Annotated in this window: 18 protein-coding genes; 2 read left to right on the forward strand and 16 right to left on the reverse strand. The window is 63.4% G+C overall.

Going from position 1 to position 17,219, the window contains the following annotated elements; all coding sequences use genetic code 11:
- Window positions 1–145: 145 nt before the first annotated feature.
- From atpA to ACVOLV_RS19025, 6 genes are all read right to left on the reverse strand, one after another.
- The gene (atpA, locus tag ACVOLV_RS19000; protein ID WP_481555726.1) at window positions 146–1,693 is read right to left on the reverse strand and encodes a F0F1 ATP synthase subunit alpha; all 1,548 of its coding nucleotides are present in this window, start codon (window positions 1,691–1,693) and stop codon (window positions 146–148) included.
- A gap of 44 nt (window positions 1,694–1,737) precedes the next feature.
- Window positions 1,738–2,265 carry a F0F1 ATP synthase subunit delta gene (locus ACVOLV_RS19005; RefSeq protein ID WP_481512842.1) on the reverse strand — a complete coding sequence of 176 codons (528 nt, stop codon included), beginning with the start codon at window positions 2,263–2,265 and terminating at the stop codon, window positions 1,738–1,740.
- A 3-nt stretch (window positions 2,266–2,268) separates the two neighbouring features.
- Complete coding sequence (locus ACVOLV_RS19010) at window positions 2,269–2,739, reverse strand: F0F1 ATP synthase subunit B (RefSeq protein WP_296251133.1); 471 nt, start codon at window positions 2,737–2,739, stop codon at window positions 2,269–2,271.
- Between the two features lie 111 nt (window positions 2,740–2,850).
- The gene (gene atpE / locus ACVOLV_RS19015; RefSeq protein ID WP_054661978.1) at window positions 2,851–3,153 is read right to left on the reverse strand and encodes a F0F1 ATP synthase subunit C; all 303 of its coding nucleotides are present in this window, start codon (window positions 3,151–3,153) and stop codon (window positions 2,851–2,853) included.
- A gap of 75 nt (window positions 3,154–3,228) precedes the next feature.
- Window positions 3,229–4,026: a F0F1 ATP synthase subunit A gene (atpB, locus tag ACVOLV_RS19020; protein ID WP_282273293.1), complete on the reverse strand. Its 798-nt coding sequence runs from the start codon at window positions 4,024–4,026 to the stop codon at window positions 3,229–3,231.
- 24 nt (window positions 4,027–4,050) lie between these two features.
- Window positions 4,051–4,416: a hypothetical protein gene (locus tag ACVOLV_RS19025; RefSeq protein WP_481555737.1), complete on the reverse strand. Its 366-nt coding sequence runs from the start codon at window positions 4,414–4,416 to the stop codon at window positions 4,051–4,053.
- Between the two features lie 429 nt (window positions 4,417–4,845).
- Between ACVOLV_RS19025 and ACVOLV_RS19030 the strand changes: the two genes are divergently transcribed.
- Complete coding sequence (locus tag ACVOLV_RS19030; protein WP_481555727.1) at window positions 4,846–5,670, forward strand: hypothetical protein; 825 nt, start codon at window positions 4,846–4,848, stop codon at window positions 5,668–5,670.
- A 202-nt stretch (window positions 5,671–5,872) separates the two neighbouring features.
- Here the strand turns inward: ACVOLV_RS19030 and ACVOLV_RS19035 are convergent, their stop codons facing one another.
- The 5 genes from ACVOLV_RS19035 to ACVOLV_RS19055 form a co-directional block, all read right to left on the reverse strand.
- Window positions 5,873–6,568: a DUF6624 domain-containing protein gene (locus ACVOLV_RS19035; protein ID WP_481555728.1), complete on the reverse strand. Its 696-nt coding sequence runs from the start codon at window positions 6,566–6,568 to the stop codon at window positions 5,873–5,875.
- A 60-nt stretch (window positions 6,569–6,628) separates the two neighbouring features.
- Window positions 6,629–8,779 carry a dihydrolipoyl dehydrogenase gene (gene lpdA / locus ACVOLV_RS19040; RefSeq protein ID WP_481555729.1) on the reverse strand — a complete coding sequence of 717 codons (2,151 nt, stop codon included), beginning with the start codon at window positions 8,777–8,779 and terminating at the stop codon, window positions 6,629–6,631.
- Window positions 8,780–8,796: 17 nt separating this feature from the next.
- Window positions 8,797–9,444, reverse strand: a complete 648-nt coding sequence (locus ACVOLV_RS19045) for a hypothetical protein (RefSeq protein ID WP_481555730.1) — start codon at window positions 9,442–9,444, stop codon at window positions 8,797–8,799.
- A 5-nt stretch (window positions 9,445–9,449) separates the two neighbouring features.
- Window positions 9,450–10,826, reverse strand: a complete 1,377-nt coding sequence (locus ACVOLV_RS19050) for a dihydrolipoyllysine-residue acetyltransferase (RefSeq protein WP_481537675.1) — start codon at window positions 10,824–10,826, stop codon at window positions 9,450–9,452.
- Window positions 10,827–11,005: 179 nt separating this feature from the next.
- Window positions 11,006–11,569 (reverse strand): DNA-deoxyinosine glycosylase, encoded by a 564-nt coding sequence (locus ACVOLV_RS19055; protein WP_481555731.1) that lies wholly within the window; start codon window positions 11,567–11,569, stop codon window positions 11,006–11,008.
- A gap of 200 nt (window positions 11,570–11,769) precedes the next feature.
- Here ACVOLV_RS19055 and ACVOLV_RS19060 point away from each other — a divergent pair, with 200 nt between their 5' ends.
- Window positions 11,770–12,408, forward strand: a complete 639-nt coding sequence (locus tag ACVOLV_RS19060) for an OmpW/AlkL family protein (protein ID WP_481555732.1) — start codon at window positions 11,770–11,772, stop codon at window positions 12,406–12,408.
- A 165-nt stretch (window positions 12,409–12,573) separates the two neighbouring features.
- Here ACVOLV_RS19060 and ACVOLV_RS19065 read toward each other — a convergent pair whose 3' ends face one another.
- From ACVOLV_RS19065 to ACVOLV_RS19085, 5 genes are all read right to left on the reverse strand, one after another.
- Window positions 12,574–13,335, reverse strand: coding sequence for a YiiX/YebB-like N1pC/P60 family cysteine hydrolase (locus ACVOLV_RS19065; protein ID WP_481555733.1), 762 nt, complete (start codon window positions 13,333–13,335; stop codon window positions 12,574–12,576).
- 67 nt (window positions 13,336–13,402) lie between these two features.
- Window positions 13,403–13,966, reverse strand: coding sequence for a CcdC protein domain-containing protein (locus ACVOLV_RS19070; RefSeq protein ID WP_481555734.1), 564 nt, complete (start codon window positions 13,964–13,966; stop codon window positions 13,403–13,405).
- 438 nt (window positions 13,967–14,404) lie between these two features.
- Window positions 14,405–15,199, reverse strand: a complete 795-nt coding sequence (locus ACVOLV_RS19075; protein WP_481555735.1) for a MetQ/NlpA family ABC transporter substrate-binding protein — start codon at window positions 15,197–15,199, stop codon at window positions 14,405–14,407.
- A gap of 82 nt (window positions 15,200–15,281) precedes the next feature.
- Window positions 15,282–15,974: a methionine ABC transporter permease gene (locus ACVOLV_RS19080; protein ID WP_346500398.1), complete on the reverse strand. Its 693-nt coding sequence runs from the start codon at window positions 15,972–15,974 to the stop codon at window positions 15,282–15,284.
- On the reverse strand, window positions 15,971–16,978 hold the full coding sequence (locus ACVOLV_RS19085) for a methionine ABC transporter ATP-binding protein (RefSeq protein WP_481555736.1): 1,008 nt from the start codon (window positions 16,976–16,978) through the stop codon (window positions 15,971–15,973). The genes ACVOLV_RS19080 and ACVOLV_RS19085 overlap by 4 nt, the downstream gene beginning before the upstream one ends.
- Between the last annotated feature and the right edge of the window lie 241 nt (window positions 16,979–17,219).

The following is a 17,219-nucleotide window of genomic DNA, read 5'->3' on the forward strand; positions in this document are numbered from 1 at the left end:
CTTTTTATCTTGGTTTTCTTTGCGCCCCCGCTTGCATTCTCTTATGCCGGGGCCGCTCGGCCCACCCCCGCGTTTGCCATACAGGGGCCCCTGGCCCCGCTGTTTTCTGGCGGGCGCCCCCAAGCCCCGCACTACTGGACTGGTATTACCAGGTGCCGGTGCTCTTGAAATCGGCGATGCCCTTCTTGAAGGCAGCTTCGATATCGTCGTTCCACGCGCCGGTGCTGTTGATCTTGGCGGTCAACTCACCTGCGGTGTTGGCGAAGTGCGCGTGCAGGCCAGCTTCGAACGAGAGCAGCTTGTTGACCGGCACGTCGTCGAGGAAGCCCTCGTTGACGGCGTAGATCGACAGCGCCTGGTCGGCGATCGACATCGGCAGGTACTGCTTCTGCTTCATCAGCTCGGTGACACGCTGACCGCGCTCCAGCTGCTTGCGGGTGGCTTCGTCAAGGTCGGAGGCGAACTGCGCGAACGCAGCCAGCTCACGGTACTGGGCCAGCGAGATACGAATACCGCCGGACAGCTTCTTGATGATCTTGGTCTGGGCCGAACCACCGACGCGCGACACCGAGATACCGGCGTTGACGGCCGGACGGATACCGGCGTTGAACAGGTCGGTTTCCAGGAAGATCTGGCCGTCGGTGATCGAGATCACGTTGGTCGGAACGAATGCGGAAACGTCGCCAGCCTGGGTCTCGATGATCGGCAGTGCGGTCAGCGAACCGGTCTTGCCGGTGACGGCACCGTTGGTGAATTTCTCGACATACTCTTCGGACACGCGAGCTGCACGCTCGAGCAGGCGGGAGTGCAGATAGAACACGTCACCCGGGTAGGCTTCGCGGCCCGGCGGGCGCTTCAGCAGCAGCGAGATCTGGCGGTAGGCAACAGCCTGCTTGGACAGATCGTCGTACACGATCAGGGCATCCTGACCGCGGTCCATGAAGTACTCACCCATGGTGCAGCCAGCGTAGGCGCTGATGTACTGCATCGCAGCCGATTCGGAAGCGGTGGCAGCCACGACCACGGTGTGGGCCAGGGCGCCGTTCTCTTCCAGCTTGCGCACGATGTTGGCAACGGTCGAGGCCTTCTGGCCGATCGCTACGTACACGCACTTGATGCCGGTGCCCTTCTGGTTGATCACGGCATCGATCGCCATCGCGGTCTTGCCGGTCTGACGGTCACCGATGATCAGCTCGCGCTGGCCACGGCCGATCGGAATCATCGAGTCGACCGACTTGTAACCGGTCTGCACCGGCTGGTCGACCGACTTGCGCCAGATCACGCCCGGAGCAACGCGCTCCACCGGGGCGGTCAGCGAGGTGCCCAGCGGGCCCTTGCCGTCGATCGGCTCACCCAGCGCGTTGACAACGCGGCCGAGCATTTCCGGACCCACCGGCACTTCCAGGATGCGGCCGGTGGTCTTGGCCACGTCGCCTTCGCGCAGGTGCTGGTAATCGCCCAGGACCACGGCGCCGACCGAGTCGCGCTCCAGGTTCAGTGCCAGGGCAAAGGTGTTGTTCGGCAGTTCGATCATTTCGCCCTGCATCACGTCGGCCAGACCGAAGATGCGCACGATGCCGTCGGACACGCCAGTGACGGTGCCTTCGTTGCGCGACTCTGCGGACAGGGCGACCTTCTCGATGCGGGTCTTGATCAGTTCGCTGATTTCAGAGGGGTTGAGCGTGGTAGCCATCGTCAAGTCCTAGTGCCGGCTTGTGGCCGGACGGTAATGTGAATTCAGTGTGCGAGCGCGGTCTGCAGGCGCGACAGCTTGCCCTTGAGCGAGCCATCGATAACCACATCGCCGGCATCGATCACGGCGCCGCCGATCAGCGAAGCGTCCACTGCGGTCGACACGTCGACTTCGCAGTTGAAGCGCTTGCGCAGCGCAGCCTTGATCTTTTCCAGCTCGTCGCCCGACAGCGCGGCTGCCGAGGTCACGGTGGCCTTGACCACGTGCTCGGCTTCAGCGCGCAGCTGCTCGAACAGACCGGAGATTTCCGGCAGCTGTTGCAGGCGGCGGCCTTCGGCCAGCAGGGTCAGGAAGCGACCGTAGGTCTCGCTGGTCGCGTCCGGGGTCAGCAGGGCGACGGCATCGCCGCGGCTCAGCTGCGGATTCGACAGCAAGGCCGACACGCGCGGATCGGCAGCAACGCGGGCGGAGAACGCAAGCGCGTCCGACCACGGCGCGAACTTGCCTTCGTCACGCGCAATCGCAAACGCGGCGCGGGCGTACGGGCGGGCAAGCGTGAGGGCCTGGCTCATCGATCAGATCTCCGCAGCCAGCTCGTCGAGCAGCGCCTTGTGGGCGTTGGCATCGATTTCGCGCTTGAGCAGCTTTTCGGCGCCGGTCACGGCCAGAGCGGACACCTGCTTGCGCAGATCTTCACGGGCACGGTTGGCGGCAGCGTCGATTTCAGCCTGGGCCAGGTCTTTCTGGCGGGTGGCTTCGGCGATGGCTTCGTTCTTGGCGGCTTCAACGATCTGGTTCGCACGGGCGTGCGCCTGGTCGATGATCTCGTTGGCCTTGCCACGGGCTTCTTTCAGTGCCTCGTTGACCTTTACTTCCGCCTGCGCCAGATCTTTCTGGCTGCGGTCGGCAGCGGCCAAGCCCTCAGCGATCTTCTGCTGGCGCTCTTCAATGGCCTTCAACAACGGCGGCCAGATCTTGGTCGCGATGATCCAGATCAGCAACGCAAAGGCCAGGGCCTGTGCAAAGAGGGTGAGATTGATATTCATGATTAGCTCGATCGCTGGTGTCGGGGGTGGTTGCGCCGCCATGGCAGCGCAACCGAACCTTCATCCGAAGTCGGGCGCCAACAGGCACCCGACCGTCTCACTGCAGCTGGATCAGCCTGCCAGCTTGGCGGCTTCGGCCAGCAGAGCAGCAGCCAGCGGGTTGGCGAAGGCCAGCAGCAGGCCAACGGCGACCGAGATGATGAACGCGGCGTCGATCAGGCCGGCGGTGATGAACATGCGGACCTGCAGGACCGGGATCAGTTCCGGCTGGCGAGCGGCCGATTCCAGGAACTTACCAGCCATGATGGCCAGACCGAGGCCAGCGCCAAGTGCGGCCAGGCCGATCATGATGCCGACGGCAAGGGCGGTGGAGCTCTGAACTTGGGCGAGGTTGGTCAGGACGGCGAAGTACATGGTTATCTCCAGGAACTTTAAGTAGCTAAGGGTGATGAAACGGATGAAGGTTGAAACTGGGTGAAGCTTGTAACTTTAGTGACTGTCTTCCGACAGGCTCAAGTACACGATGGTCAACATCATGAAGATGAAGGCCTGCAGCGGGATCACCAGCAGGTGGAACAGCATCCAGCCAAAGCCGAACACGCCACCGGCAACGGCACCGAACACGCCGGCACCGCCCAGCACCCAGATCAGCAGGAAAACGATTTCGCCGCCGAACATGTTGCCGAACAGTCGCATCGCCAGGGAGATCGGCTTGCTCAGCCACTCGACGATGTTGAGGATCAGGTTGAACGGCATCATCCACTTGCCGAACGGGGCCGTCAGGAATTCCTTGACGAAACCGCCGATGCCCTTGGACTTCAGCGCGAAGAAGATCATCAGGATGAACACGCTGATCGACATGCCCAGGGTGGCATTGACGTCGGCGGTCGGCACCGGCTTCCAGTAGTGGATGCCTGCCAGCTCAAGCGGCTTGGCGATGAAATCGGCCGGGATCATCTTGATGAGGTTCATCAACAGGATCCAGAAGAAGATGGTGATCGCGATGGGCGTGATCAGCTTGCTCTTGCCGTGGTAGGTGTCCTTGGCCTGGCGGTCAACGAACTCCAGGCAGATTTCAACGAACGCCTGCCACTTGCCCGGCACACCGGCGGTGGCCTTGCGGGTTGCCATCCAGAAGGCGAACACCATCAGCAGGCCCATCAGGACCGCGGTGACGATGGTATCGACGTGGATCATCCAGAAACCACCGCCCTCACCGACCGGAGCGGTCAGATTCTGCAGGTGATGCTGGATGTACGTGGTAGGAGTTAGAGCCTCGCCCGCCATGTGTCCGGAACCTTTATGAGTGAATCAACGTCTGGCCAGAGCCAGAACCTGGAACATCAGCGCCACTGGAATTGCCGCCAGCAGTGCCAAAGGAGGGAGTTGCCACCAGAAAAAAGCCATTCCCAGCACAGCAACAATAAGCACAATCTTCAGCACGAACCCCAGGAACAGGCGGACCATTGCTGAACCAGCGGCCTGAACGCCGCCACCGAGCCCAACCCACGCGGCCAGCGCCGTCCCTGCTACCACCGCCAGGCCCGATACAAGGGCGCCCAGCGCATGCTTTGGCCCCACGAAGAGGAAGGCCAGAGCCAGGACCACCACTGCGACCAGCGGGTAGACCGCGGCGCGCAACATCAGTCGCCGACCCGCGTCAACGGAGTTCAGCACGTCAAAGTGTCCTGCTTCAGGTAAAGGAAAGAGCCGAATCGCGCAAAGGCGTCTCGTCGAGCCGCGAAAGTATAACAGCGGGACAATTTGCGAGACAACCGGCATTTGTCCCCATTTGACTATGCAAGTGGCCGCAATATCACGTTTTTTCCCCCAATGCGCGGCCATCGAGCAAGTCTGCGGGACAATAAATATTGCACCGCAGCACGGGAACTTCCCCCCGCCCCGCCGGTCAGACCTACGCAGTCCGCCACCCGCTACCTCGTCGGGCGCGTGCGCAGGCTCGGGTGAGGTGGTGTCGCACGCCCTCGGCGGCACCACCTCGCCGCAATTGATCCCCGCCTACACATTTCCTGCACGCTGTGCTTACCGTTCTCTACATCGGATCGGCGAAGGTCGGTTGCTCTATCGCAACAAGCAGGCAATGGCATGCGCAATCACCGCTTCATTCTCGCACTTGCTCCGTGTGCACTCGCACTGGCTCTGAGCCATTCGTTACCCGCGCGCGCCGCCGAAGGCGACCCGCGCTTCACCGTGCGGCTTGGCGCGATGAACATCGACACCGACAACACCATCCGCGGCAGCACCACGGTTGCCGGCCAGGACGTGGATCTGTCGGAGGACTTCAGCCTCGGCGGCAAGGAATGGGAACCGCGCATCGACGGCCTGTTCCGCATCAGCGACCGCCAGCGTTTGATCTTCGATTACTTCAAGTACGACAAGGACCGGCGCGAGACGCTGGATGAAGGCATCCGCTGGGGCGACACCACGGTACCCGCAGGCAGCTTCGTGAAGGGCGAATTGAAGTACCAGGTGGCGACACTGGTCTACGACTACTCGGTGGTCGATGGTGATCGCTTCGATCTCGGCCTGCAGCTCGGCGCCGAGTACGCAAAGATCAGTGCCGACGCTTACGCCGATGTTGGCGACGTCTACCAGGGCCGCTTCCTCAACGAGAAAGCCGACGGCATCGCACCGGTGATTGGCGCGCGCCTGACCTTCACGCCCTCGGAGAACTGGCTGATCAACCTGCAGGGCCAGTACCTCAACACCAGCTGGGGCAACTTCGACGACTACAAGGGCGACCTGAGCCGCGCCAACGCAATCGTGCAATACAACGTCAACAAGAACTTCGGCATCTTCGCCGGCTACGACTGGTTCAAGCTGGATGTTGACCAGAAAGGCAGCGACGGCGTGATCGGCCTGAAGCAGGAGTTCAAGGGCCCGGTCGCGGGTGTGAGTTTGTCGTTCTGACAGGCTCCCTCACCTCAACGCCTTTCCCGGCGGTAGTGCCGAGCCATGCTCGGCAGAGGCTTCCGGGTAAATCCCCAAAAGCCCCCTCACCCCAACCCCTCTCCCGCATGCGGGAGAGGGGCTAGTAGTGCCGAGCCATGCTCGGCAGAAGCTCTACCGGCAAAAGCCGCAAGCGCGCGCTTGCTCAGTCATTCCGTGAACTCTATTTCGCCACTGCCGGCGGCGTCGGGAACATCTGCGTCGCCACGCAGATGTAGTCGGCCAACGGCATCTGACCGATGCTGGCCCGACGCTGGTCAACCTGATCAGGCGACGCCATCGGCTTTGCCTGCCAACGGCCATCGACTGCCAGAAGTTGGCTGCCATACCGTTGCAGCTCGCCACTGTTGACGAGGACGCGGTCGGTCAGCAACGCGAAATCATGCGCCGATATTTCGCCACGCTGCACCATCGGTTCGATGCCGCCCAGTACCTGCTGCTGGAATGCGACGTCACTGTCGGCATGCTGCACCAGCAGCCACGCTGCAGAAACACCATCGCCACCCACCTGCGCCACACCCGGCAAGCCACCATGCGCAGCCACGATATGCTTGATACGCGGCAGATTGGCGGCATCCACCGCCTGCAGTTTCTCGACCATGGCCCGCGTCCACTCACCTTGGCGAGCTTCCTGGTCAGCCTGCGCCATGTCCAGCAGCTGTTGGCGAAGTGCCGGCTCCGAAGGCACCACGTCGGCACGCGTATTCTTCCGTTCTTCCGCGCGTAATCGATCTGCCTCGACGAAAGGTGCTGCGCCCGGGCATTTCAGCAAGGCCGCGGCAAGCCCAGGATCTCCCGCCTCGGCAAACGCAGGGCCCGCGAGCAGCAATACGCCAAGCAACACATTCTTCCGCAACATTCCCTTGCTCCTTTGAACTGCCGAAAACAGCGACGCCCCGGTTAAGGGGCGTCGTGTGGGTTACTTCTTCTTCGGGATATACAGATCGGTGATGGTGCCGTCGTAGATCTCCGAGGCCATCGCCACCGACTCACTCAGGGTCGGGTGCGCGTGGATGGTGTGGCCGATATCCTCGGCCTCCGCACCCATTTCAATCGCCAGGCCAATCTCGGCCAGCAATTCACCGGCATGCACGCCGACGATGGCACCACCGATCACGCGGTGGGTTTCTTCGTCGAAGATCAGCTTGGTGAAGCCTTCGGTGCGGCCAATGCCAATCGCGCGACCGCTGGCCGCCCACGGGAACTTGGCCACGCCCACCTTCAAGCCCTTGGCCTTGGCCTCGGTCTCGGTGACGCCGACCCAGGCGATTTCCGGATTGGTGTAGGCCACCGACGGAATCACCCGTGCCACCCACTCCTTCTTCTCGCCGAAGGCAACTTCGGCAGCCAGCTTGCCTTCGTGCGTGGCCTTGTGCGCCAGCATCGGGTTACCGACGATGTCGCCGATGGCGAAGATGTGCGGCACATTGGTACGCATCTGCCGGTCAACCGGAATGAAGCCGCGATCGGTGACTTCGACACCGGCCTTGTCGGCATCGATCTTCTTGCCGTTTGCGGAGCGGCCGACAGCGACCAGCACGCGATCAAACGTGCCGCTTTCCATCGCCGGCTTCTCGCCTTCGGTGGCGGCGTCGAAGCTCACGGTGATGCCCTTGGCATCGGCGCTGACGCCGGACGCCTTGGTCTTCAGATGGACGTCGATGCCCTGCTTCTTCAGGCGGTCGGCCAGCGGCTTGACCAGGTCCTTGTCGGCGCCCGGCATCAGCTGGTCCATGAACTCGACCACGGTCACCTTGGAACCCAGGGCGCTGTACACGGTGGCCATTTCCAGGCCGATGATGCCGCCACCCACAACCAGCAGCGAACCCGGCACTTCGGCCAGTTCCAGTGCGTCGGTGGAGTCCATCACACGCTTGTCGTCCCACGGGAAGTTCGGCAGCTTCACCGCCTGCGAACCGGCAGCGATGATGCATTGTTCGAAGCGCAGCAACTGGGTCTTGCCGTCGTCGCCGACGATCTCCAGCTCATTGGCCGAGACGAACTTGGCCAGGCCGTGCACGGTGCGGATCTTGCGCTGCTTGGCCATGCCGGCCAGGCCCTTGGTCAGCTGACCGACGACCTTTTCCTTGTAGCCGCGCAGCTTGTCCAGGCTGATCTTCGGCGCGCCGTACTCGATGCCGAGTTCGTCGGCATGCGCGGCGTGATCGATGATTTCAGCGGCATGCAGCAGCGCCTTGGACGGAATGCAGCCAACGTTGAGGCAGACGCCGCCGAGGCTGGCGTAACGCTCGATCAACACGGTATCCATGCCCAGGTCGGCAGCGCGGAAGGCAGCGGTATAGCCGCCCGGGCCTGCGCCCAGCACCACGATGCGGCACTCGATGTCAGCGGTGCGGCCGCTGGACGGCAATGCCTTGGCGGCCACGGCCGGGTCCGGCGCGCGGTGCGACGGGGTCACCGGCGGCTTGCTGCCCGGTGCTGCCTTGGCAGCAGCAGGTGCGGCGCCAGCAGCGCCTTCCAGCACCACCACCACATCGCCGACCGACAGCTTGTCGTCCAGCTTGACCTTGATTTCCTTGACGACGCCATCGGCCGAGGACGGCACTTCCAGCGTGGCCTTGTCCGATTCCAGCGTGACCAGGCCCTGGTCCTTCTTCACCGTGTCGCCCACGGCGACCAGGATCTCGATCACCGGCACGTTCTGGTAATCACCGATATCCGGCACCTTGACCTCGATCGGGCCAGATGCGGCCGGTGCAGCAGCGGCAACCGGCGCGCTGACCGCGGCCGGAGCGGCGGCAGCGGCGGGCTGTGCGGCAGGTGCGGGAGCAGCAGCCGGGGCTGGTGCCACGGCCGGGGCAGCGCCCTCGCCTTCGGCTTCCAGGATCAGCACCACGTCGCCCTCGGACAACTTGTCGTCGAGTTTGACCTTGATTTCCTTGACCACACCCGCGGCCGAGGCCGGCACTTCCAGCGTGGCCTTGTCCGACTCCAGCGTGACCAGACCCTGGTCCTTCTTCACCGTGTCGCCCACGGCCACCAGAATCTCGATCACCGGCACGTCGTTGTAGTCGCCAATGTCCGGAACCTTGATTTCAATCGTCGCCATTGTTTTCTCCTGTGGGCTCAGCCGGCGTCGCCGACGAACCGGTCATGCATCTTGTCGAGCGCGCGTTCGATGTTGGCGTAGCGCTTCTCGTATTTTTTGTCTTTGCTATGGGCCAGTTCAGTCAGCAGCGCCGCCTGTTCCTGCAGCGCTTCAAGCTGGCCGCACGTCGGCCGCAGACCGCTGTAACGCTCACCATTGACGGTGAAGGACAGCACCTCGCCATCGGTAACCGGCGCACGTGCCGCCACCTCGGACGAGGCCAGGGCCTTGCCCCAGACCTCGACCAGGCGCTGCGCCAGTGCATCGGGCAATGGCGCCTGGGCGAACTCGGGTTCCTGGTCCAGCTGCAGGTTGACGCCACCGCGACCAACCGTGGTGCTCCAGTTGTAGATGCGCTTGTCGGCCATGGCGGCCAGCACCATCCACCCGCCGGTGGCGGCATCGCGGCGCAGCAGCACCTGCGATTCCACCCCACGTGCCGGCAACACCAGCAACGACAGACCATCTTCGGCCTGGCCACCGAGCAGACTGGTCGCCGCCTGGCCGTAGTTGCCCACCGCCGGCGGCCAACCCTCGCCGACCACCGGCAGGCACTGGCTGGCGGCCAGTGCCGGGCCCGTCAGGGCAGCCAGCACCAGCGCCAGCAGGGCGCGTCGTGGCGCCACTGGCATCACAGCAGCACGCGCCGCATGTCGGCCAGCACCTGCGACAGGTAGGTGGTGAAACGGGCCGCCAGGGCGCCGTCGATGACACGGTGGTCATAGCTCAGCGACAGCGGCAACATCAGCTTCGGCGCGAATTCCTTGCCGTTCCAGACCGGCTGGATCGACGACTTGGAGACGCCGAGGATGGCCACTTCCGGCGCATTCACGATCGGGGTGAAGGCGGTGCCGCCAATGCCACCCAGCGAGCTGATCGAGAAGCAGCCGCCGCTCATGTCGGCCGGGCCGAGCTTGCCGTCACGCGCCTTCTTGGCCAGCTCACCGCTTTCCTGGGCGATCTGCACCACGCCCTTCTTGTCGACGTCACGGATCACCGGCACGACCAGGCCGCTCGGCGTATCAGCGGCAAAGCCGATGTTGAAGTACTTCTTCAGGGTCAGGTTCTCGCCGCTGGCATCCAGCGAAGCGTTGAACTCGGGGAACTTCTTCAGCGCGGCGGCGCTGGCCTTGATCAGGAAGGCGAGCATGGTCAGCTTGATGCCGGCCTTCTCGTTTTCCTTGTTCAGGGCCACGCGCAGGCCTTCCAGATCGGTGATGTCAGCCTGCTCGAACTGGGTGACGTGCGGGATCATCGCCCAGTTGCGGGCCAGGTTGGCGCCGGAGATCTTCTTGATGCGCGACAGCTGCACCACTTCGGTCTCGCCGAACTTGCTGAAGTCGACCTTCGGCCACGGCAGCAGGTTCAGGCCGCCACCGGCAGCAGCCGGAGCACCGGCGCTGGCAGCAACGCCGCCGGACAGCGCGCCCTTGACGAACTTCTGCACGTCGCCCTTGGTGATGCGGCCGCCCTTCTCGGTGCCCTTGACCTGCTGCAGGTCCACGCCCAGTTCACGGGCGAAGACACGCACGGCCGGGCTGGCATACGGCACATTGGCCGGCAGCACGCCTTCGGCGTTGAACTGCACCGGCGGGGTGGCCGGCTTGCTGGTGGTAACCGAGTCTTCCTGGGCGATTTCGCGCTGGGCCAGCTTGTCGGCGACCGGGGCAACCGCCACCGGCTCGACCTTGGTGCCGGTCTCGGCAGCGGCTTCAACCTTGGCCGGGGCTGCCGGCGCGGCAGCGGCAGCGGGCTTGGCCGCCTCTTCGCTGACTTCGATCAGGGCCACGACCTTGCCTTCGGACAGGCCGTCACCGACCTTGACCTTCAGTTCCTTGACCACACCGGCGTAGGCCGAGGGTACTTCCATCGTCGCCTTGTCCGATTCCAGCGTGACCAGACCCTGGTCCTTCTTGACCGTATCGCCAACCGCGACCAGCACTTCGATCACCGGAATGTCGCTGTAGTCACCGATATCGGGGACAAGTGCTTCCTTGATTTCGGCCATGAACTACTCCAGCAACAATGAGGGAATCCCCTATTGTGGCGTTAGCGGGCCGCAGCGCCAACCGCTACAAGCGAATTCGCCTGCGTATGTCCCCGGACAAGGCCGCGTCAGATACGTCGTGGTGGCCGTATTTTCCGCCCCCAGGCACGGTTTGTGAGTTGCAGGCTGTCTTGCCTGTCCTAGCCAGCCAAACCATTTGTTGCAGGCGATACCACCGCGTTTGGCGCATTCAACCAAGGCTGCAGCGCTTGCCACTGCCCAGTCAGGCGCGGCAGCGACCACGCCGCATTGGCCGGACTGGTCGAAGGCAGGGCCACTACCGGCAGCGCAGCCGCCAAAGGCGGCAAAGCCGGTGCGATCCATCGTTGGAACGCACTGTGTGCCGCAGCGCCATTGCAGGCGATGACACGCAGCTCGGACAGATCGGCCAGCAGTTGTGCAATCGGATTGGGCACTTCACTGCCGCGCACGATGGCCGCATCCAGGCTGCCAGCGCGCTGGCACTGCCCGATCACATCCCATAAGCCAACGCCGGCACGCTGCAGGCATTGCAATCGTTGTGCATAGGGCAGTTGCGCATCGAAGCCGCACAATGCCGCCATCAACGGCCAGAAGCGATTGCGGGGATGCGCGTAATAGCGCGATTCATCCAGTGATATCGCACCTGGCATCGAGCCCAACACCAGCACGCGGCAAGCGGTATCCACCTGCGCTGGCAAGCCCTGCAACAGATCAAGGCTCATCACGCGCAGCACAACATCGTGAATGGAAGTTTTCGTTGAAGCTTCGTGTCCATGGGATCCCTCTGTTTTTCGCTGAACGCAGCGGCACTGAAAAATCCCTGCGTTTAGAGCGATTCATCTTGCCATCGTTAGGGTGGCCACGCCCCGTAACGAGGGCCTTGATAACAACGTAGTCCTGATCGCAACACGAGGAGTTAGTCATGCGTTCCATCAAAATTCTCAGCCTTGCCACGCTCGCCGCACTGGCGCTGTCTTCCACCGCATTTGCGCAGGATGGCAATGGCGATACCGCATCGGGGAAGCATTTTGCCGTGGTTGGCGGCATCAGTCTGCTGCAGCCCAAGAACGATCCGATCGACGGCATTGGCAAGGTCGATGGCGGCCCGGCACCGACGATCAGCGCCAGCTACTACTTCAACGACAACTTCGCCGTTGAACTGTGGGGCGCAGCCGACAAGTTCGACCACCGCGTGCGCACCGATGGTGGCGCCAAGGTTGGCAGCGTCGAACAGCAGCCGCTTGCACTGAGCGCGCAGTACCACTTCGGCCAGGCGGACAACGTGTTCCGTCCGTTCGTTGGCCTGGGTTACTACGAGTCGAACTTCAGCAACGAGAAGATCGACGGCGTCAGTACCAGCGGCAGCCACGTTGGCGTCGAAACCGCCAAGGGCGCGATCGGCACCGTCGGCGTCGACATGAACATCAACTCGACCTGGTTTGCCCGCGCTGATGCGCGTTACATGCAGTCGCGTCCTGACCTGCGCATTGCCGGCCAGAATGCTGGTGAGCTGAAGCTGGATCCGTGGACCGTGGGCTTCGGCCTGGGTGCACGTTTCTAAGCGACAACGTTCCTGGCAACACCGTTGTAGATTCAATGCAGTGCTTGTAAATGAAACACGGGCCGTTCGCGGCCCGTGTTTTTTTGTGGGACTTCGCTGATCAATGCCAAGGCAGAAGCAAGCGCTACCCCTCCCCTGCCCCTCCGGGGCAAGGGAGGGGGTTGATCAGGGGCTGCCGTCATCACTCCATTGCAGCGCCAGGTAATCGAAGTTGTGCTGCAAACGCGGCTTGACCACATCGAAGAACGGCGACACATCGAAGTCGCGCGGTGTGTACAGGCTGTAATTGCGGATATGCAGGATCTCCTGCGACTGCTCGGCGCCGCCCACCTGCGCCAGCACTGTTTCGATCTCCGGCAGGATCGGGTAGCGGATCGACTCGAAGGCCTGCGCCAGCAGGGTTGAACAGATCGCCTTGGTTGGCTCGCCGCTGCCCAATGCAATCAAGCGACGGCGCATATGCCCCGGTACCGGCGGCTGGCGGATCAGGAATCGCGCCAGATCGAAGACATTCTTCAGGTCGTAGCTATAGCCCAGGCGGGCGCGCATGAAGCCAACCAGCTGATCAACCACCACCGGTGACAGCCCCTGCGGACGGCAGATACGGGTGTGCTGGTTGGCGAACTCGGTCAGTGGGATACGCCGCACGCCCTGCTCCACATCGACGTCGATCAGCATCGGCTGTGGCTTGCCACCTTCCAGCAACGGCTCCTCGCCGATATACAGCGCAGCATGCGACCAGGTGGACTGGCTCAGGTATTTGATGGCTGTGGAGAAGCGGCTGTTGCCCTCCACCAGCAGCACATCGCCACGCCGCAGCGTGCGCAGCAACATGGCCGGATCGCTGGTCGATGGCCGCATCTGGTTGGCGCGTGGCTGCGCCAGGAAATGCGCCAAACGGCGCCCGAAGAACTGCAGCACACCCATCAAGCGTCTCCGTATCTGCTTGCGTCAGACTAGCCGGGACAGCATCCGCCTGCCATCAGATACAGGCTCAGCGCGGACTACGATCAAACTGCCGATAACGTTGGTGATGACGGACGCGGCGCCGCAGCAACCAGGCGTACATGCCTGCATATCCGAGCAGCAGCGCAGCCATCGCCAGCAAGCCGGCATGGCTGAGCCAGCCCGAATCCGGCCACGGCACGCTGTTCATCGATGCCTGCCAGCCCTGCACCATGCCGGCGACCACGCGCACCACGATCATCGCGGTCAACACCAGTACCAGCCAGGTATTGGGCTTGTAATGCAGTGTCTCTGGACCGGGCTCGAAGCGGGTCAGGTAGTGGCCGAGCACGCCGACCAGCAGGCCTGCCAGCCAACCCAGCGCGGCGTAGGACCAGGCGCCGGGCCACCAGAAGCCGGCGATGCCAACGAACACAGCGAACAGGCCGGTGGACACCAGTGTCGCCCAGAAATTGAAGGTAATCAGCCAAGGCCGCGCTTGCCGCCGTGCGCCGCCGCTGCGCACACGCTGCCACAGCGACAGCGGCATCAGCAGCAACATGATCGCGACGAAAACCAGTATCGCCAGCGGCAGAGCGAAAAGCACAGGCATGGGGGCTGATCCAAGGATGCAGGACCAAAGATTACGCCATGCCGAATACCGGTAGTGCCGAGCCATGCTCGGCAGAGGCTTTACCGGCATTCCCGACCTGTAGTGCCGAGCCATGCTCGGCAGAGGCCTTACCGGCATTCCCGGCCTGTAGTGCCGAGCCATGCTCGGCAGAGGCTTTACCGGGATACCAAACGTGTGGGAGCGGCGTGAGCCGCGAAGCAAGCGCACCTTCGGATCGCAATGTCGTATGCGCCCGTGGCGATATCTGCTTCGCGGCTTACGCCGCTCCCACATTGGGCTACCGGTAGAGCCCCTGCCGAGCATGGCTCGGCACTACATTGGGGCTGCTTGGAAATCCCTTGCCGAGCATGGCTCGGCACTACATTGGGGCTGCTTGGAAAGCCCTTGCCGAGCATGGCTCGGCACTACAGGAGGAGCTTAGAACGCGGGCAGCACCGCGCCCTTGTACTTCTGCTCGATGAAAGCCTTCACTTCCGGGCTGGTCAGGGCCTTGGCCAGCTTCTGCACGCGGGCGTCGTCCTTGTTGTCCGGGCGTGCAACCAGGAAGTTCACGTAGGGCGACTCACTGCTCTCGATCGCCAGTGCGTCCTTGGTCGGGTTCAGGCCGGCATCCAGCGCGTAGTTGGTATTGATCAGGGCCAGGTCAACCTGGTCGAGCACGCGCGGCAGCATCGCCGAGTCCAGCTCACGGAACTTGAGCTGCTTCGGGTTCTCGGTGATGTCACGCTGGGTGGACAGGGCGTTGCTCGGGTCCTTGAGCTTGATGACGCCGGCGGTGTCCAGCAGGATCAGCGCGCGGCTGTTGTTGCTGGGGTCGTTCGGGATCACCACGTCGGCGCCATTGGGCAGTTCGGCCAGCGACTTGAAGCGACGCGAATAGGCGCCGAACGGCTCGATATGCACACCGGTGACGGTGACCAGATCGGTCTTGCGGTCCAGGTTGTAGGCCTTGAGGTAAGGCTCGGTCTGGAAGTAGTTGGCGTCCACCTGCTTCTGCACCAGCTGGTCGTTGGGCTGCACGTAGTCGTTGAATACGCGCACGTCGAGCTTGACGCCTTCCTTCTCCAGCAGCGGCTTGACCACCTGCAGAATCTCGGCGTGCGGCACGGCGGTGGCGGCGACCACCAGCTTGGACTCATCGGCGGCAGGCTTGGCGCAGGCCGACAGGGCCAGCACGGCGGCAATCAGGGGAAAGGTGAGCAGCTTGTTCATCGGTAACAGATCCCGTGGGGAAGGATGGTGTGGACATACGCTAACAGGCCGGCACGCAACATGCCGGCCCGCGGTCATTCCATTACTTGCGGCTGTAATGCGTAACCAGACGGTCGCCGAGCATCTGCAGCAGCTGCACCAGCACCAGCAGCAACACCACGGTGACCAGCGCCACATCGGTGTGCGAGCGCTGGTAGCCGTCGCGGAAGGCCAGATCGCCGAGGCCGCCGGAACCAATCGCACCGCCCATCGCGGTGAAGCCGATCAAGGCAATGGTGGTGACAGTGGCGCCGGCGATCAGGCCCGGTCGCGCTTCCGGCAGCAGCACCTTGAAGACCAGCTGCTTGGTGGTTGCGCCCATTGCCTGGCTGGCTTCGATCACGCCACGATCGACTTCACGCAGCGCGGTTTCCACCAGACGCGCGTAGAACGGCGCTGCGCCAACCACCAGCGGCAGGATCGCGCCACGCACGCCCAGTGAAGTGCCCATCAGACCCAGGGTCACCGGAATCAGCACGATCATCAGGATGATGAAGGGCACCGAACGCAGCAGGTTCACCAACAGCGCGGTGATGCCGTAGACCACCGGCTTGCGGTGCAGCTGCGGCGAGCCGGTCAGGAACAGCAGCACGCCCAGCGGCAAACCAATCGCCAGCGTCAGCGGCAACGAGCCGGCCAGCATCAGCAGGGTGTCGATGGTGGCCTGGCCGATATCGGCCCACTTGCCCGCGTCCAGATGGCGGAAGAAGCCTTCGGCGGCAGTTGCAATGATCATCGGCGCAGCTCCTCGACATGCACACCGGCAGCAACGAAGGCCGCCTGCGCGGCGTTCTGGTCGCCGCCCACCAGAGACACAGTCAATTGACCGTAAGGCGTGTCCTTGATGCGGTCGATGCGCCCGGTAAGGATGTTGTAGTCCACCCCGGTGTCACGGGCAATGCGGCCCAACAGCGGTTCGTACGTGCCTTCGCCGAGGAAAGTCAGGCGCACGATGCGGCCACCAACCGAGGCGTAATCGCGTAGCTGCTCGCCTTCATCGATGTGTTCGGACTCGGAGACGAAACGGCGCGTGGTTGCGTGCCTGGGATGCAGGAAGACCTCGGTGACCGGGCCCATCTCCACCATGTGGCCGGCATCGAGCACTGCGACGCGGTCGCAGACGCGGCGGATCACATCCATCTCATGGGTGATCAGCACGATGGTCAGGCCCAGCTCGCGGTTGATCTTGCCCAGCAGGGCCAGCACCGAGGCGGTGGTCTGCGGGTCCAGTGCACTGGTGGCTTCGTCGCACAGCAGGATCTGCGGGCGCGTGGCCAGCGCGCGGGCAATGCCGACCCGCTGCTTCTGCCCGCCGGACAGCTGCGAGGGGTACTTGGCCGCATGCGCTTCCAGCCCGACCATGCGCAGCAGCTCGGCCACGCGCGCGTCGATTTCGGCCTTGGGCGTGCCGGCCAGTTCCAGCGGGAAGGCCACGTTGGCGGCCACGGTACGCGCCGACAGCAGGTTGAAGTGCTGGAAGATCATGCCGATGCGCCGACGCAAGGTGCGCAGCCCATCGGCATCCAACGCGGTGGCGTCCTGGCCATCGATCAGCACCCGGCCGCCACTGGGCTCTTCCAAGCGGTTGATCAGTCGGATCAGGGTCGACTTACCGGCACCGGAGTGGCCGATGATGCCGAACACTTCGCCGGCCTGGATCTTCAGGTCGAGCGGGTGCAGCGCGGTGATCGCGCGGCCGTCGACGGCATAAGCTTTCTGCAGGTGCTGGAACTCGATCACTGCCTGGGCAACCGGAGGGCATAAGTAAGGGGCGTGCAGCCTAGCAGCGCCGGGCCGTCGGCGCGCGTGTCGCAAACCGGAATGTTATTCCTTTTGGTTCTAAGTGAAACCAGTCGCGGCTGTGCCAGTGCTTTTTTTTGGGGCCGGGGGGGGGCCCCGAGCCCGCAGGAGGACCGCCCGGGCCGAAAACAAGAGAGAATGGGGGGACCCAACAACCCGGCCCCCCCCCCCCCCCCCCCCA

It is taken from the genome of Stenotrophomonas sp. STEN023, assembly GCF_056760135.1.

Excerpts from the sequence above, each read along its gene's own strand:
- atpA (WP_481555726.1), bottom strand. The coding sequence starts at position 1,693 with ATGGCTACCACGCTCAACCCCTCTGAAATCAGCGAACTGATCAAGACC.
- ACVOLV_RS19005 (WP_481512842.1), bottom strand. The coding sequence starts at position 2,265 with ATGAGCCAGGCCCTCACGCTTGCCCGCCCGTACGCCCGCGCCGCGTTT.
- ACVOLV_RS19010 (WP_296251133.1), bottom strand. The coding sequence starts at position 2,739 with ATGAATATCAATCTCACCCTCTTTGCACAGGCCCTGGCCTTTGCGTTG.
- atpE (WP_054661978.1), bottom strand. The coding sequence starts at position 3,153 with ATGTACTTCGCCGTCCTGACCAACCTCGCCCAAGTTCAGAGCTCCACC.
- atpB (WP_282273293.1), bottom strand. The coding sequence starts at position 4,026 with ATGGCGGGCGAGGCTCTAACTCCTACCACGTACATCCAGCATCACCTG.
- ACVOLV_RS19030 (WP_481555727.1), top strand. The coding sequence starts at position 4,846 with ATGCGCAATCACCGCTTCATTCTCGCACTTGCTCCGTGTGCACTCGCA.
- ACVOLV_RS19035 (WP_481555728.1), bottom strand. The coding sequence starts at position 6,568 with ATGTTGCGGAAGAATGTGTTGCTTGGCGTATTGCTGCTCGCGGGCCCT.
- lpdA (WP_481555729.1), bottom strand. The coding sequence starts at position 8,779 with ATGGCGACGATTGAAATCAAGGTTCCGGACATTGGCGACTACAACGAC.
- ACVOLV_RS19050 (WP_481537675.1), bottom strand. The coding sequence starts at position 10,826 with ATGGCCGAAATCAAGGAAGCACTTGTCCCCGATATCGGTGACTACAGC.
- ACVOLV_RS19055 (WP_481555731.1), bottom strand. The coding sequence starts at position 11,569 with ATGAGCCTTGATCTGTTGCAGGGCTTGCCAGCGCAGGTGGATACCGCT.
- ACVOLV_RS19060 (WP_481555732.1), top strand. The coding sequence starts at position 11,770 with ATGCGTTCCATCAAAATTCTCAGCCTTGCCACGCTCGCCGCACTGGCG.
- ACVOLV_RS19065 (WP_481555733.1), bottom strand. The coding sequence starts at position 13,335 with ATGGGTGTGCTGCAGTTCTTCGGGCGCCGTTTGGCGCATTTCCTGGCG.
- ACVOLV_RS19070 (WP_481555734.1), bottom strand. The coding sequence starts at position 13,966 with ATGCCTGTGCTTTTCGCTCTGCCGCTGGCGATACTGGTTTTCGTCGCG.
- ACVOLV_RS19075 (WP_481555735.1), bottom strand. The coding sequence starts at position 15,199 with ATGAACAAGCTGCTCACCTTTCCCCTGATTGCCGCCGTGCTGGCCCTG.
- ACVOLV_RS19080 (WP_346500398.1), bottom strand. The coding sequence starts at position 15,974 with ATGATCATTGCAACTGCCGCCGAAGGCTTCTTCCGCCATCTGGACGCG.